Raw genomic sequence first — 13,703 nt, 5'->3', positions numbered from 1 at the left:
CGTTACCCATTCTGATTCTCATAGTTGTAAAAGGCGTTGATGTTGCGTTCAAACGCCAGCTCGATCTGACGGGTCGGACCGTTACGATGCTTGGCGATGTTAATTTCTGTTTTTTCCGTGCCTTCCTCGCTCTTTTCCCGCTGATAGTATTCATCGCGGTATAAGAACATAACGATGTCGGCATCCTGTTCCAGGGCTCCGGATTCACGCAGGTCGGACAGCATCGGCCGCTTGTCCTCACGTTTTTCAACAGATCGGGACAGCTGCGACAAAGCGATGACCGGCACCTGCAGCTCACGCGCCAGCCCTTTGAGACCGCGGGAAATCTCCGAAACTTCCTGCTGGCGGTTATCGGGATTGCGGCCGCTGCCGGTGATCAGCTGAATGTAGTCGATCAGGATGACGGCCAGACCGTGCTCCGCCTGAAGCTTGCGGCATTTGGAATGAATCTCGGAAACCCGCACGTTCGGAGAATCGTCAATGAAGATCTTCGTCGCCTTCAAATCGGCAGCGGCTTCGTTAAGCTGGTTCCATTCGTTGTTGTTGAGAAAGCCGGTGCGCAGCTGGCCGCCCGGAACCCGGCTTTTGGCGGAAAGCATACGGGAGATCAGCTGCTCGGCAGGCATTTCCAGAGAAAAGATCGCCGCGGCCTGATGGTTGAGCTGCGCGATCTGCATTGCGACGTTTAACGCGAAGGCAGTCTTGCCCATCGAAGGTCGGGCCGCCAGGATGATCAGGTCGCCGCGCTGGAACCCGTTGGTCGTGTTGTCCAGATCGCGGTACCCCGTCGCCACGCCGGTCACGCCGGATTTCTGCGCGCTCATTTTATGGATATTTTCAATGACCTCGTTTACGACTTCGTTGCTGGATTTAAAATCGGTCGTCTTGCGCCGGCGCGTCACGTCGAGGATCTGCTTTTCCGCCATGTCCATCATCGTTTCCATGTCGCCGGCATTCTGCATCCCTTCCTCTGCGATATTCTGCGCGGTTTCAATTAAATTGCGCAATAACGCTTTGGACTGGATCAGCTCGATATAGTATTTCGTACTGGCGGAGGTTACGGAACTGTCCGCCAGCTGCATGATGTATTCCAGACCGCCGACTGAAGCCAACAGTCCCTGATCGGTCAGAAGACTGGCTACCGATACGGCGTCGACCGGTTTGCCTTCGCCGTTGAGTGTTTCCACGGCGGCGTAGATTTTGCGATGTGCTTCTAAAAAGAATTCTTCACTGCGCAGTCCTTCTTCAGACGCGATGCGGACGCTGTTGGGATAGATGAAGAGCGAACCCAACAACGACTGTTCGGCGTCAATACTGCTGGGCATCTGCCGCATACGCGATTACTCTTTTCCTGTAACCTGGACGCGGATCGTCCCGATCACGTCCTTATACAGTTCAATCCGGACATTGGTGACGCCGAGGCTCTGGATCGGCGCGGTATCGAGAATCTTGCGTTTGTCGATATGAATGCCGTGTTTGCGCTCTAATTCCTGGGCAATCTGCTTCGTCGATACGGAACCGAAGACGCGGCCTTCCTTGCCGCTCTTAACCGAGAACTGAAGCATGATCTTTTCCAGCTTCGCCGCCGTTTCGCGGGCCTGAGCTTCCATTTCCTTTTCGTTCAGCTTCGCCTGAACCTTCTGTTCGTCCAGAATTTCCAGACTCTTGGCCGTAGCCTGAACAGCCAGACGGTTGCGGATCAGAAAGTTGCGGGCATATCCGTCGGCAACCTCCACGATCGCGCCTTTCTTGCCTACCTTGCTGACATCGCTTAATAAAATGACTTTCATCGTTTATTCCTCCTTCATTACTTCGTCCAGCGTGGCGATCAACTCGGTTCGTAAATCTTCCACGCTCGTATTTTCCCGCTGCAGCGCGGCGGCGCTCAAATGCCCTCCGCCGTGCATCCGTTCCATAATCACCTGCACGTTGACATGGCCGCGGCTGCGCGCACTGATCGCCGTCTGGGAATCGCTGATCCTGGCGATGACAAAAGCGGCTTCCACGCCTTTAATCATCAAAATCGTATCGGCAACCTGCGACAGCATCGCGCGGGAAAGAATCTCATTGTCCGTCACTGCGGAAATGACAATACCATTATCTCTTTTTTCACAGAATTTTAAAACCTTTGTTTTCGTTTCAAATTCAGAATATTCATCCTTTAATAAATTATCGGCTTCCTGCGGATCCGCACCCCAGCGGCGAATCATCGCCGCGGCTTCAAACGTGCGGGTGCCGGTGCGGACTTTAAAGCGGTTGGTGTCGATCATCATCCCTGTCAGCATGATCGTCGCTTCCTCGCTGATAAAGTCGACTTTTCCCGTCTGATACGGCACAAATTCCGAGATCAATTCGCAAGCGCTGGATGCGCTCGGTTCGATGTAGACAAGAATCGGGTTGATATCCAGATCGGTACGGCGGCGGTGATGATCGAAAATCGCGATCTTCTTGGCTTTTTCCAATACCTGCGCGCCGTTGGACTGGCTTGGGTGATGGTGATCGGCCATGATGACCAGCGTTCCGTCCCGCAGCTGGTTCAGCGCTTCGTTTTCCGTGACAAATTTATGACGCGGTTCCAGTTCCTTCTTATACAGATTCATCGCGCCGCTGAGCTTTTCCTCCATCCCGCCGGATTTGGAAATGATGCAGCATGGCTTGTCATATGCCTGAACGATTCGGCTTAAGCACATCAGCGAACCGAGACAGTCAAAATCAGCTTCCTTATGGCCTAATAAAATAACGTTCGTGCTCTTCTTGATCAGATCGCGCAGCGTATGCGCCATGATCCGCACGCGCACGCGGCTGCGCTTTTCCTGCGCTTCGCTGCTGCCGCCGAAATATTTGACGTCCTCGCCCTGACGGCGGATCGCCACCTGGTCGCCGCCCCGGCTCTGCGCCAGTTCCAGCAGCTGGTTGACCATTTCATCCAACTGCGCCACATCGCTGCTTCCGCGGGCAAAGCCCATCGACAGGGTGATCGCCACATCGAGCTGCTGGGATGCCTTGCGGGTCTGGGCCAGAATGCTGAAACGCTCGTCCACGATCTGCTTGAAAATCCGCTCGTTTAAAACGACGAGGAACCGGTCGGACTTTAACCGCCGCAGAAGCATGCCGTGATTCTTCGCCCATTCGACGACCGGCTGGCGGATATTGTTGTTGATCATCGCGATCTCCTGTTCTTCTTCATACTGCGTGGATTCTTCGTAGTTATCGAGATGAATCAGACCGACGACGACCTGTTCTTCCTGATACGCTTTCTCCAGCTGCTGCTGCTCGGTGACATCCTGGAAAAACAAAATCCGGGCGTCTTCCTTGCGCGCGATTTCATAGGTCCGGTCGTCGATCTGGACCTGGACCTTTTCCACATCCCCCTGAATCAGATCATTGACCTCTGGCAGCCACATCGTCAGCTTTTTGGAGATGCGGTTGATGCCGCGATCAGCGAACAATTCGCTCATCCAGGTGATCGTGTAGTTTTCATCATACGTCAGAATTCCAATCTGACCAAACTGGAAAGCATCCTTGGCTTCGCTGCCCAGAATTCGGGAAACGCCGAACATCCGGTTCTGGCTGTCCTCTTGAAAATACTGCACGAGGAAATACACCGTCAGGGTATTGATGATGAAGTATAAAGCGGCGAGCTTGATATCCAGATCGAACAGGAAATACAGGCAGACTAAGCCCAGCACTTCGACAACAATCAGGATCAGCAGCAGCGTTTTGATCTTTCCAATTTTTTCAGACACAAACGTTACCTCCTTAGAATTTTCTCCCGCATATCGGTCGTGACATACAGGAAGCCGACGATCGCCAGCAGCGGCAGCATGATCGGCAGCATCAAGAACGTGATAAGAATGACGAACAGCGCGACGTTTTTATGGTAGCGGACCGCCCCGTAAACCAGGCAGCAGATATACCCGAAAAAGACCAGTACCAGCGCGCCCAACACCCCGCCGATCAGGATCAGCTCCGTCGCCCAGGACGGCAGCGTTGCCAGCTGGCTGGTAAAATTACTGGCGATAAACAGAAGAAAGCAGACGTAGGCCAGCGCCTTCGGGATCATGATCTCGCTTAACGGCTTGGGCGGCGCGACTTTAATCTTCATCCGCTTCAGCATGAAATTCGAAAGCAGATGGACGATGATGCCTTCCATCACGCCGGTCAGCACCGCTGACAAAACGAAGATCATTTTGAGAAATCCCGTGATATCCAGACTCGCCGGCAGCTGCACATTGAAATTTTCCGACATCTGCGTCATCATTTTGCCCATTTCGGAAATTTCCATAGCTATATCATAACCGAAAAAGGACGCAAATAAAACCGTTGTGATTAAATTTGAAAGAATGGTAAAGATCATCGTCGTCAGCATCAGGCGCAGATTATTCCATCCGCTTTTCACTCCCTGACCATACACTACGCCGCAAACGCAGGCTGTAATGACGTAAAACCAGGTTTGCGGACCGGCGATAATAAATGAAAGAAAAATAACGGAAACAAACGGAACCAGCGCGCTTTTCCATCCGTATTTCACCGCGTACATCACCATCGGCAGCGGCACCAGCCACGCGGCGTACAAATCCAAAAGCCCGGCCAGCTGCCGGTTTATAAACAGAAACAGACCGATCAGGGCGACCATCATCGCGCCGTCGGTTATTTTTCTTACACTATTATTCATGTTGTCCCTCCTGTGAATGGCAAAAACCTCCACCAGATCACTGATGGAGGCTTTTTCATAACTTAGTCGTTAACGTAAGGCAGCAAAGCCATCTGGCGTGCGCGTTTAATCGCAGTCGCCAGCATGCGCTGATACTTCGCGCGCGTGCCGGTAACCCGCCGTGGAATGATCTTGCCGTTGGCAGAAACAAACCGCTTCAGCAGTTCAACATCTTTATAGTCGATCGAAGTGATATTGTTCTTTGTGAAATAGCAAACCTTTTTGCGTCCCATACGCTGTTTTTTGAATGCCATAGTCGATCTCCTTTCAATTAAAATGGTAAGTCATCGCTGGAAATATCCAGTGTCGGACCAGCGCTGAAATCATCGAATCCATCGTTCGCCGCAGCGTCCCCAAACGGGTTGGCCTGGGCATAACCGGCGTTCTGCGGCTGATAGCCCATCGAAGCAGAACGATTTTCAGAAGCCGATTTCGATTCCAGCAGCTGTACGCTGTCACAGACCACTTCTGTGACGTACACTTTCTGACCGGAAGCATTGTCATAGTTCCGTGTCTGGATCCGTCCGTCAACGCCGACCAGCGCCCCTTTGTGCGCATACTGGCCGAGGAAATCCGCAGATTGCCGCCAGGCCACGCAGCTGATGAAATCAGTCTGCCGGTCCTGCCCGTTGCCGCCGGAGAACCGACGGTCGCAGGCGACGGTGAAGGTTGCGACAGAAAGTCCGCTCTGGGTCTTTCTCAGCATTGGATCGCGGGTTAAACGCCCGACTAAAATGACACGATTAATCATGACAGCTCCTCCTTCAGTACTTTATCGCTTATTTTTCGTCCTGTTTGATGATCATGTAACGGACAATGTTCGCATTAATGCGGGACAGACGATCAAATTCTTTAACCGTTGCATTGTCAGCTTCAAAAGTTACAACCATGTAGTAACCTTTGGTCATGTCTTCGATACGATACGCAAACTCTTTGACTCCCCAGTCATCTACCTTCAGGATTTTTCCTCCGTTGTCGGTGATGATGGCGTGCAGTCCGTCGATAACCTGCTGACGAGCTGCATCATCCAGGGATGCGTTTACGATGTACATGACTTCATACTTTTTCATGTAGCACACCTCCTTATGGTCTATTGGCTTATCGCTTGGCGGATAAGCAAGGAGTAAATATTTTTTATATCTACCCGTTTATCTAGTATAGCAAACTCCCCAGCGAAAGTAAACATGTTTTTTTTGTTATTTTATTTTTGAAATAAGCCTGTCATTTCAAGCCTATTTTCCTTTGCCAATCCTCGATTTCACGGTATTCAACTGCCTTTTCCCTGACGTTTCCTATATAATAAAGTTAGAAAAAAGGAGCGTCGTTATGAAATCATACCGAAAGGGATGGATCGCCTTTTCGATCCTGCTTTTATTGACCGGCTGCCAACATCAGCCTGCGGAAATCGGTCTGACCACCGTCTCTGCCGATTATCAGAAGCAGCATGCTGAAAATCAGAAAAGTCCGGAATTCGCGGAACAAAACCCGGAAGTCATCGCCGCTTTGGTCAACGATGTGGTCAAACTGCGCTTTCAGCGTGCAGGTGAAGGTTTAGCTTCCCATTTGACCGAAGCCTGCCGCGAACGGTTTATCATTGCCAATCAAGCCGTCAGCGGAACGGATTATGGCCTGACCCGGTTAGGCAAGCTGGAAAGCTGCGAAATCCTGACGATCAATGACAACACGGTTTTGGCTCAGATCAAAGCTTCTTATGGGGACACGCCTGCGGCTTATGCGCTTGTCTTAACGTTGGTCAACGAAGATCAGACCTGGCTAGTGGATCAGAGTCTCTGGATGGCGAACGATCAAACCCGGCGCGGTCCGGTTGAAAGTGCTGATCAGCTTGCCAAAGCGTATCAGGAAGCAGTTCTTTCTCAGGATTACGCCCGGCTCGCCGCGCTTTATAACGCGCCTGCGGATCCCAACGGCCCCCTGTTCTGGAGTACGGTCAAAATTGCCGACTGTGAAATCACGGCGCGGCAAATTCAGCGGGAGCAGGCTTGCTTCCAGCTGCAATTCACGGTTGAGGATCCCGGCATGTCCCAGCTGAAAAAAGGAACCTCGACAGGCTGGCTGTGGTGCCGCCGTCAGCCGCATCATAACGGAGACTCAATTTCCGGCTGGATCATTGAAGGTCTGATGACAAAGCAGCCGCCAACATCCTGGTGGCAGTCCTGACCTTTCATCTGCCGCAGCCTTCGCTGCTTATTTCCCCCAACGTTCTGAACAAGCCTGCAGGAAAAACAAAGCTCTGAACTTCACCGAGGAATTCAGAGCTTTGTAATTCTATAATTTAACATGTTTCAAGGAAATGGGCGATACGTTTTAGCGCACCTTTGATTTCATCAATGCTGTAAGCGTAAGAGATCCGCACGAAGCCTTCGCCGCTGGCGCCGAAGGCGTTGCCCGGTACGACCGCAACCTTTTCTTTTTCCAGCAGCTTCTCGCAGAATTCTTCCGAGGTCATCCCGGTATGCTTGATCGAAGGGAACACATAGAATGCCCCCTGCGGCATTGGGCATTGCAATCCCATCCGGTTTAAGCCGTTGACGATAAAATTGCGGCGGCGTTCAAACGAATCCTTCATCATTTCAACATCCCCATCGCCCTTGGCCATCGCTTCAATGCCGGCATACTGGCTGATTGTCGGTGCACACATGATCGCGTACTGATGAACCTTATTCATTGCGGCGATCAAATCCCGATGAGCGGCGATATAGCCTAACCGCCAGCCGGTCATCGAATAGGCTTTGGAGAAACCGCTGATCAAAATCACCTGATCCTTGATCTCATTAAAGGAAGCAATTGAGCAATGCTTGCCGCTGTAGGTCAACTCAGCGTAAATTTCATCCGTAACCACCGCGATCCCGGATTCCTGAATCAACGGCACAATCTCGCTGAAGTCTTCCTTTGTCATGATGCCGCCGGTAGGATTTCCCGGGAAATTCATTAAAATCGCTTTGGTCTTCGGGGACAGCGCCTGTTTAAGCTGTTCCTTTTTCAGTTTGAATTTATCTTCTTCTTTTAATTCCACGATCACTGGAACACCGCCCGCCAGACGCACGCATGGTTCATAGGCGACATAACCCGGAGACAGCACGATCACTTCATCTCCCGGATTCAATAACGAGCGGAAGGCGATATCAATCGCTTCGCTGCCGCCGACCGTAACCAGAATATCGCTGTTCCACGCATACTCCAGCTGGAATCTCCGTTTCAGATAACGGCAGATCTCCTTGCGCAATTCCGGCAGTCCGGCATTGGCGGAATAAAATGTCCGCCCCTTTTCAATCGCATAGATCGCTTCCTCGCGGATATGCCACGGAGTATCAAAATCCGGTTCGCCGACGCCCAGTGAAATAACGCCTTCCATCGAACTGGCCAGATCAAAAAACTTGCGGATGCCTGACGGCGGGATCGTCCCGATGACGTCGTTTAACAATGACTTGGGGTTCATGGGGTCACCAGCAGTCGTTCCTGATCATCTTCCTGCTGATCAATGATCACACCTTCGACTTTATACTGTTTTAAAACAAAGTAAGTGGCCGTGCCCTTGACCCCCTCAATCGGAGCCAGCTTCTGACCGACAAAATCGGCAACTTCGCGCATCGTCCGGCCCTTGACGATCACGATGAATTCGGACCGGCCGGAAATCAGATACATGTTGCTGACCTCAGGGTAACGGTAAATTTTCTCCGCGACTTTATCATAGCCGCAGTCGCGCTCCGGCGAAGCGTTGACCTCAATCAGCGCCATAACGTGATCCTGATTCGTCTTATCCCAGTTGATGACGGTGTGATATCCGCAGATGACCTTTTCCTCGGCCAGCTTCTTCATTTCGCCGTCTACCTGTTGTGGAGTTGAGTTTAAAATATCGGCAAGATCGGTAACGGATATCCGGGCATCCTGTTCGATCGCTTTTAATAATTGAATCTCCTGCATGAGTATTCCTCGCTTTCTTTTTTCCTATGACCTGATATTACCCGCCGTCAGGCCATCCAGGAAACGAGTCTTGTCATTTTCCACATTCTCATTTCCGAACTTCCCCCACTTTCCACGCTTCTGCTTCATGTCAATCATGCGCTTTGGCTTCCAGCTGTTTCTGATTGCCGGATAGTTCCGGCTCAAACCGGCCGCCGGCACGCTGAATGATTATAGGATATCATAAAAAACAGGCTTGCGGGGCAAGTTTCGCCGTCTGTTTCTGAAAATCATGACAATTTTCTCGGATTTTATTGAAAATTTTCAACAAAACAGGATCAGGTTTCCCTGATCCCTTCTTTTTTATCTTATATCGCCATACCGGTGAAACGGCGCTGACTGATCTTTATTCCCTATCCTTCAGCTGTCCTTCGTTGAGAACTACCCGGTGATCGCTCAGTTCGGATACGACGTTGGAGTGGGTGACGACGATAACCGTCTTCCCGAATTCCTCTGTCAACATCCGGAAGATCTTGATGATCTCCTGTTCCGTCGCCGTGTCCAGGTTGCCTGTCGGTTCGTCCGCAAAGATTAAATCCACGTTGGACGCGATCGCCCGTGCAATCGCCACCCGCTGCTGCTCGCCGCCGGACAGCTTCGTCACCAGACGGTCTGCTTTTGATTTCACGATGCCGAATTTCTCCAGCAGCGCATACGCTACTTCCTTCTGATTCTTCGGAATGGCATTGTCCGTTTCCGTCATCGCCAGCTCGATGTTCTCCAGCCCGGTCAGATAGCTGATCAGGTTGTATTGCTGGAACACGATGCCGATCTTATTGCGGCGGTACTTGTACAGTCCGATCTTGTCCAGATCGTCGCCTTCGTAAAAGATCTTCCCGCTTTCCTGCTTGTCCAGTCCTGCGATGATCGACAACAGCGTCGTTTTGCCGCTGCCGGACGGACCGAGGATCGTGTAGAACTGCCCCTGTTCAAACTCATAGGACAGATCTTTCAGAATCTGACGTTTGTAACCGCCGTCTTCATAGCCATAGTTCAGATTTTCTAACTTTAATATCGTTGTCATATTCTCTGCCCTCCTTAATTCTGATTCATCAAGATCTTCTTCGGATTGAACCGCATGATCATAAACGACGGAATCAGGATTGAAATGAAGACGACGCCGATGCCCAGAACGTAGATTTCTCCAATGATCATCGGATTGATCTGCACTTCATATTCCGATAACAGGTCATCCTGACTGATTTCCGTAAAGTAGTTCGTCTCCCCCCAATAGATTGTGCCGTTGTTCTGATCGTCCAGCGTTCCATATTGGCTTTCTGTATCAACCTGATAATCCATCACCATCTTGCCAACCTGTTTGGCGACTAACGAACCGCTGACGACTGACAGGGTGAAGCCGATCAGTGCGACGATGATCAATTCAACAAAGAACTGCGCCACAATCTTCATCTTGGAAACACCGATCGAAAGCAGCACGCCGATCTCATATTCACGGGTTTTCAGCGTTAAGGCTGTGACTAACGTAATGATGACGATGGCATTGATCGCAACGATCCAGACGATGATGTTGGAGAACAGCGACAGTGTATCCAGCGGCCGCGCCAGTTTCTTAAACGTATCATTATTCGCGTCAATCTTCATGAACTCCTTCAAATCAGACTGATGATCCGCCACGAACTGATCGACATTCAGCGGATCGTCCAACAGGAAGACCGCTTTGTTGACATACGTATAGCTTTCCGGGGTCGGCACTTCCACATCCGTGTAATCTTCCGGATATTGTTCTTTAGAGTATTCATATTGCTTCATGCCGATCTTATAGAAAGCATTGCCGTAAGCCAGCGCCGGGGCCAGAATTGTATTGTCCGGCGAATCATAGCGGCTCATCCATTTGTATTCGTCAGAATTCTCATCCAGTTCCTCGTTATTGTGATAGATCCCGATGATTTCCAGCGTCATGTGGATATCCTCATCTGTAACGCCGCTTTGTTCGTAATACCGCATATCGTTCGCGCTGATCAAATCAATCGTAATCGTATCGCCGACACGCAGATTGTTATGGCTGGCCAGTTTGTCGGTGATCAGGCAGACCATTTTGCCTTCGTCTACTTCTGCCTGGTTATAAAACCGGCCTTCCACAATTTCATACATCTTGTCTTCCAGCTCGATCATATTCGGAAAGAAATTGGTCTGAAATTTCAGATCGGGCTCAATGTATTCCACGGTGGTTCCATCTTCATAGGTCATCGTTCCGCCGCCGTTGCTTTCCCGCTCATTGTTCAGCGGCACTGTTTCAAAATCATTGGAATAAAGCATATTGGTGCTGACAACATTGACCGTTTTGACCCGCTCGTCGCTCATCAGGCTCTTGATGTCCTCCAGCTTTACCGACGGATAATTCTTGTAAGCTTCCTGTTGTTCCTCCCCTTCCAGCGCGTCGGCATAATCATAGAAGGCCATATAATCCGTTTCATACGAAACGACAGCCCGCATCTTCCGCCGGGTTTCAATCTTCGCCTGTTCCGAAGCGTTGTTGATACCCAATCCGATAATGACTAAATTGCCGATCAAAAAGAAGGTGATCGCCAACAGGATTGATTTCGACATGCGCCGCGTCACATTCTTGATCGCGCGTGTAAAAAAATTCATCGTTTATTTTCCCCTTTCCTCCCTGACTTTGCGTCAGGTTTATTCTACAACTTCATAGTATCATAGAACTTCAGACTGAATTCCTTTCAAATTTATTAAGGAAAAGGCCAAGGATTGAACCTCAGCCTTATTTTTGATTATTGAATATCCTTCAGCTGTCCCTCGTTGAGAACTACCCGGTGATCGCTCAGCTCCGATACGACGTTGGAGTGGGTGACGACGATAACCGTCTTCCCGAATTCCTCTGTCAACATCCGGAAGATCTTGATGATCTCCTGTTCCGTCGCCGTGTCCAGGTTGCCTGTCGGTTCGTCCGCGAAGATTAAATCGACGTTGGACGCGATCGCCCGTGCAATCGCCACCCGCTGCTGCTCGCCGCCGGACAGCTTCGTCACCAGACGATCTGCTTTTGATTTCACGATGCCGAATTTCTCCAGCAGCGCATACGCCACTTCCTTCTGATTCTTCGGAATGGCATTGTCCGTTTCCGTCATCGCCAGCTCGATGTTCTCCAGCCCGGTCAGATAGCTGATCAGGTTGTATTGCTGGAATACGATGCCGATCTTGTTGCGGCGGTACTTGTACAGTCCGATCTTATCCAGATCGTCGCCTTCGTAATAGATCTTCCCGCTTTCCTGCTTGTCCAGCCCCGCGATGATCGACAACAGCGTCGTCTTACCGCTGCCGGATGGACCGAGGATCGTGTAAAACTGCCCCTGTTCAAACTCATAGGACAGATCTTTCAGAATCTGACGCTTGTAGCCGCCGTCTTCATAGCCATAGTTCAGATTTTCTAACTTTAATATCGTTGTCATATTCTCTGCCCTCCTTAATTCTGATTCATCAAGATCTTCTTCGGATTGAACCGCATGATCATAAACGACGGAATCAGGATTGAGATGAAGACAACGCCGATGCCCAGAATATAGATTTCTCCAATGATCATCGGATTGATCTGCACGTTGTATTCTTCTAACAGATCATCCTGAGTGATCTCGGTGAAGTAATTGGTCTCGCCATAATAGAAGTTATTGTTGTTGTCATTCTCATCCGCATATTTGTTTTCCGTATCGACCTGATAGTTCAGCACCATCTTGCCCACCTGCTTGGCGACTAACGAACCGCTGACGACTGACAGGGTGAAGCCGATCAGCGCGACGATGATCAGTTCGACGAAGAACTGCGCCACGATCTTCATCTTGGATACGCCGATCGAAAGCAGCACGCCGATTTCATACTCACGCGTTTTCAGCGTTAAGGCTGTGACGAGGGTGATGATGACGACAGCGTTGATCACGACGATCCAGACGATGATGTTGGAGAACAGCGACAGCGTATCCAGCGGGCGCGCCAGTTTCTTAAACGTATCATTATTGGCGTTCAGAATGACATAATTGCCGGTCTGATCCTGATAATCCTCAACAAATTGATCGACCTGCAGCGGATCCTCTAAAAGATAAACGGCTTTGGAAGCCATGCCGTAATCTTCCTTCGCCATGATGTCTTCCTCTTTATAATATTCCGGCGTCGTCGTCATATAATAACGATACGATTTAACGTAGAAATCATAATATTTGTCGGAAGCGGTCGTCGCTGGCATCAACAGCGTGTTCTGCGGCGATTCATAACGGGCCATCCATTTATATTCGTCAGAATTCGGATCCAGCTGTTCGTTGCTTTTATAGATGCCGATGATTTCCAGAGAAAGAAGCAGATCCTCCTCGGTAATTCCCGAGCCTTCCATCTGCTCGATCTGCGAAGAATCAGTGATGTTGACGCTGATCGTGTCGCCGACGTGCAGGTTGTTCAGCTCTGCCAGTTCCTGCGGAACGCAGACGACGGCAGCGGAATTGTCAATCTCTTCCTGGGTGTAGAAACGCCCTTCCAGCATCTCATAGGTACCGTCCTGGAATTCGATCATATCCGGATAGCGATTGGTCTGCACGCGCAGATCCGCCGGCTTCCAACTATAAGACATCACAGAAACAGCGCCGTCGACTTCCGACTCTGTGTTTTCCTGCGGCTTGTAATTACTGTCAAACTCATTATTCAGCGGAACCGATTCGAAATCTTGGGAATACATCTGCTGAGTAGAGATGAAGTTGACCGCCTTGACCCGGCTGTCCGCTTTCAATTTTTCAATCTTATCCATCGTTAACCGCGGCGGATTTTTATAAAATGCTTCACGTTCATCGTCATCAGTGATCTTATCCGCGTCGTTGTAATAGGCCGTATAATCCAATTCCAGCGAAACGACCGCCCGCATTTTCTGGCGGGTCAGAATCTTTGCATTTTCAGCCGCGTTATTGATCCCCAGTCCAATGATGACCAGATTGCCAATCAGGAAAAAGGTTACGGCCAGAAGAACCGATTTGGAAATCTTCCGGGTCACATTCTT

14 protein-coding genes are annotated in these 13,703 nt (G+C 50.3%); 1 reads left to right on the top strand and 13 read right to left on the bottom strand.

Annotation, left to right across the window (positions count from 1 at the left end; translation table 11 throughout):
• Nucleotides 1–2: 2 nt before the first annotated feature.
• The 7 genes from dnaB to rpsF form a co-directional block, all read right to left on the bottom strand.
• The gene (gene dnaB / locus BQ7364_RS15895; protein WP_072685655.1) at nt 3–1,334 is read right to left on the bottom strand and encodes a replicative DNA helicase; all 1,332 of its coding nucleotides are present in this window, start codon (nt 1,332–1,334) and stop codon (nt 3–5) included.
• Between the two features lie 6 nt (nt 1,335–1,340).
• Nucleotides 1,341–1,790, bottom strand: coding sequence for a 50S ribosomal protein L9 (gene rplI / locus BQ7364_RS15890; protein ID WP_072685654.1), 450 nt, complete (start codon nt 1,788–1,790; stop codon nt 1,341–1,343).
• A 3-nt stretch (nt 1,791–1,793) separates the two neighbouring features.
• Nucleotides 1,794–3,746, bottom strand: coding sequence for a GGDEF domain-containing protein (locus tag BQ7364_RS15885; protein ID WP_072685653.1), 1,953 nt, complete (start codon nt 3,744–3,746; stop codon nt 1,794–1,796).
• Between the two features lie 5 nt (nt 3,747–3,751).
• Complete coding sequence (locus BQ7364_RS15880; RefSeq protein WP_072685652.1) at nt 3,752–4,675, bottom strand: DUF2232 domain-containing protein; 924 nt, start codon at nt 4,673–4,675, stop codon at nt 3,752–3,754.
• A gap of 62 nt (nt 4,676–4,737) precedes the next feature.
• Nucleotides 4,738–4,968, bottom strand: a complete 231-nt coding sequence (gene rpsR / locus BQ7364_RS15875) for a 30S ribosomal protein S18 (RefSeq protein ID WP_006057562.1) — start codon at nt 4,966–4,968, stop codon at nt 4,738–4,740.
• Between the two features lie 17 nt (nt 4,969–4,985).
• A complete protein-coding gene (gene ssb / locus BQ7364_RS15870) occupies nt 4,986–5,465 on the bottom strand; it encodes a single-stranded DNA-binding protein (RefSeq protein WP_072685651.1) in 480 nt (159 codons plus the stop codon).
• Between the two features lie 28 nt (nt 5,466–5,493).
• Entirely contained in the window at nt 5,494–5,784 is a 291-nt protein-coding gene (rpsF, locus tag BQ7364_RS15865; RefSeq protein WP_006057560.1) for a 30S ribosomal protein S6, read from the bottom strand.
• Between the two features lie 256 nt (nt 5,785–6,040).
• Here rpsF and BQ7364_RS15860 point away from each other — a divergent pair, with 256 nt between their 5' ends.
• Complete coding sequence (locus tag BQ7364_RS15860; RefSeq protein WP_072685650.1) at nt 6,041–6,892, top strand: hypothetical protein; 852 nt, start codon at nt 6,041–6,043, stop codon at nt 6,890–6,892.
• Between the two features lie 115 nt (nt 6,893–7,007).
• Here the strand turns inward: BQ7364_RS15860 and BQ7364_RS15855 are convergent, their stop codons facing one another.
• The 6 genes from BQ7364_RS15855 to BQ7364_RS15830 all read right to left on the bottom strand — a co-directional run bounded on the left by BQ7364_RS15855 (nt 7,008) and on the right by BQ7364_RS15830 (nt 13,697).
• Nucleotides 7,008–8,171, bottom strand: a complete 1,164-nt coding sequence (locus BQ7364_RS15855; RefSeq protein ID WP_072685649.1) for an aminotransferase class I/II-fold pyridoxal phosphate-dependent enzyme — start codon at nt 8,169–8,171, stop codon at nt 7,008–7,010.
• Nucleotides 8,168–8,656: an Lrp/AsnC family transcriptional regulator gene (locus BQ7364_RS15850; RefSeq protein ID WP_072685648.1), complete on the bottom strand. Its 489-nt coding sequence runs from the start codon at nt 8,654–8,656 to the stop codon at nt 8,168–8,170. Before BQ7364_RS15850 ends, BQ7364_RS15855 begins: the two co-directional genes overlap by 4 nt.
• A 385-nt stretch (nt 8,657–9,041) precedes the next feature.
• The gene (locus tag BQ7364_RS15845; protein WP_072685647.1) at nt 9,042–9,719 is read right to left on the bottom strand and encodes an ABC transporter ATP-binding protein; all 678 of its coding nucleotides are present in this window, start codon (nt 9,717–9,719) and stop codon (nt 9,042–9,044) included.
• 14 nt (nt 9,720–9,733) lie between these two features.
• Entirely contained in the window at nt 9,734–11,305 is a 1,572-nt protein-coding gene (locus BQ7364_RS15840; RefSeq protein ID WP_072685646.1) for an ABC transporter permease, read from the bottom strand.
• A gap of 137 nt (nt 11,306–11,442) precedes the next feature.
• Nucleotides 11,443–12,120: an ABC transporter ATP-binding protein gene (locus BQ7364_RS15835; protein ID WP_072685645.1), complete on the bottom strand. Its 678-nt coding sequence runs from the start codon at nt 12,118–12,120 to the stop codon at nt 11,443–11,445.
• Nucleotides 12,121–12,134: 14 nt separating this feature from the next.
• Nucleotides 12,135–13,697, bottom strand: coding sequence for an ABC transporter permease (locus BQ7364_RS15830; protein WP_234973200.1), 1,563 nt, complete (start codon nt 13,695–13,697; stop codon nt 12,135–12,137).
• Nucleotides 13,698–13,703 lie beyond the last annotated feature (6 nt).

It is taken from the genome of Holdemania sp. Marseille-P2844 (genome assembly GCF_900120005.1).
Classification (GTDB): Bacteria; Bacillota_I; Bacilli_A; order Erysipelotrichales; family Erysipelotrichaceae; genus Holdemania.
Note: the sequence above shows the minus strand (reverse complement) of the source record. Positions and strands in the feature narration are given on the sequence as shown.

Excerpts from the sequence above, each read along its gene's own strand:
- BQ7364_RS15855 (WP_072685649.1), bottom strand. The coding sequence starts at position 8,171 with ATGAACCCCAAGTCATTGTTAAACGACGTCATCGGGACGATCCCGCCG.
- BQ7364_RS15835 (WP_072685645.1), bottom strand. The coding sequence starts at position 12,120 with ATGACAACGATATTAAAGTTAGAAAATCTGAACTATGGCTATGAAGAC.
- BQ7364_RS15880 (WP_072685652.1), bottom strand. The coding sequence starts at position 4,675 with ATGAATAATAGTGTAAGAAAAATAACCGACGGCGCGATGATGGTCGCC.
- rpsR (WP_006057562.1), bottom strand. The coding sequence starts at position 4,968 with ATGGCATTCAAAAAACAGCGTATGGGACGCAAAAAGGTTTGCTATTTC.
- BQ7364_RS15845 (WP_072685647.1), bottom strand. The coding sequence starts at position 9,719 with ATGACAACGATATTAAAGTTAGAAAATCTGAACTATGGCTATGAAGAC.
- rplI (WP_072685654.1), bottom strand. The coding sequence starts at position 1,790 with ATGAAAGTCATTTTATTAAGCGATGTCAGCAAGGTAGGCAAGAAAGGC.
- BQ7364_RS15850 (WP_072685648.1), bottom strand. The coding sequence starts at position 8,656 with ATGCAGGAGATTCAATTATTAAAAGCGATCGAACAGGATGCCCGGATA.
- rpsF (WP_006057560.1), bottom strand. The coding sequence starts at position 5,784 with ATGAAAAAGTATGAAGTCATGTACATCGTAAACGCATCCCTGGATGAT.
- dnaB (WP_072685655.1), bottom strand. The coding sequence starts at position 1,334 with ATGCGGCAGATGCCCAGCAGTATTGACGCCGAACAGTCGTTGTTGGGT.
- BQ7364_RS15840 (WP_072685646.1), bottom strand. The coding sequence starts at position 11,305 with ATGAATTTTTTTACACGCGCGATCAAGAATGTGACGCGGCGCATGTCG.
- ssb (WP_072685651.1), bottom strand. The coding sequence starts at position 5,465 with ATGATTAATCGTGTCATTTTAGTCGGGCGTTTAACCCGCGATCCAATG.
- BQ7364_RS15860 (WP_072685650.1), top strand. The coding sequence starts at position 6,041 with ATGAAATCATACCGAAAGGGATGGATCGCCTTTTCGATCCTGCTTTTA.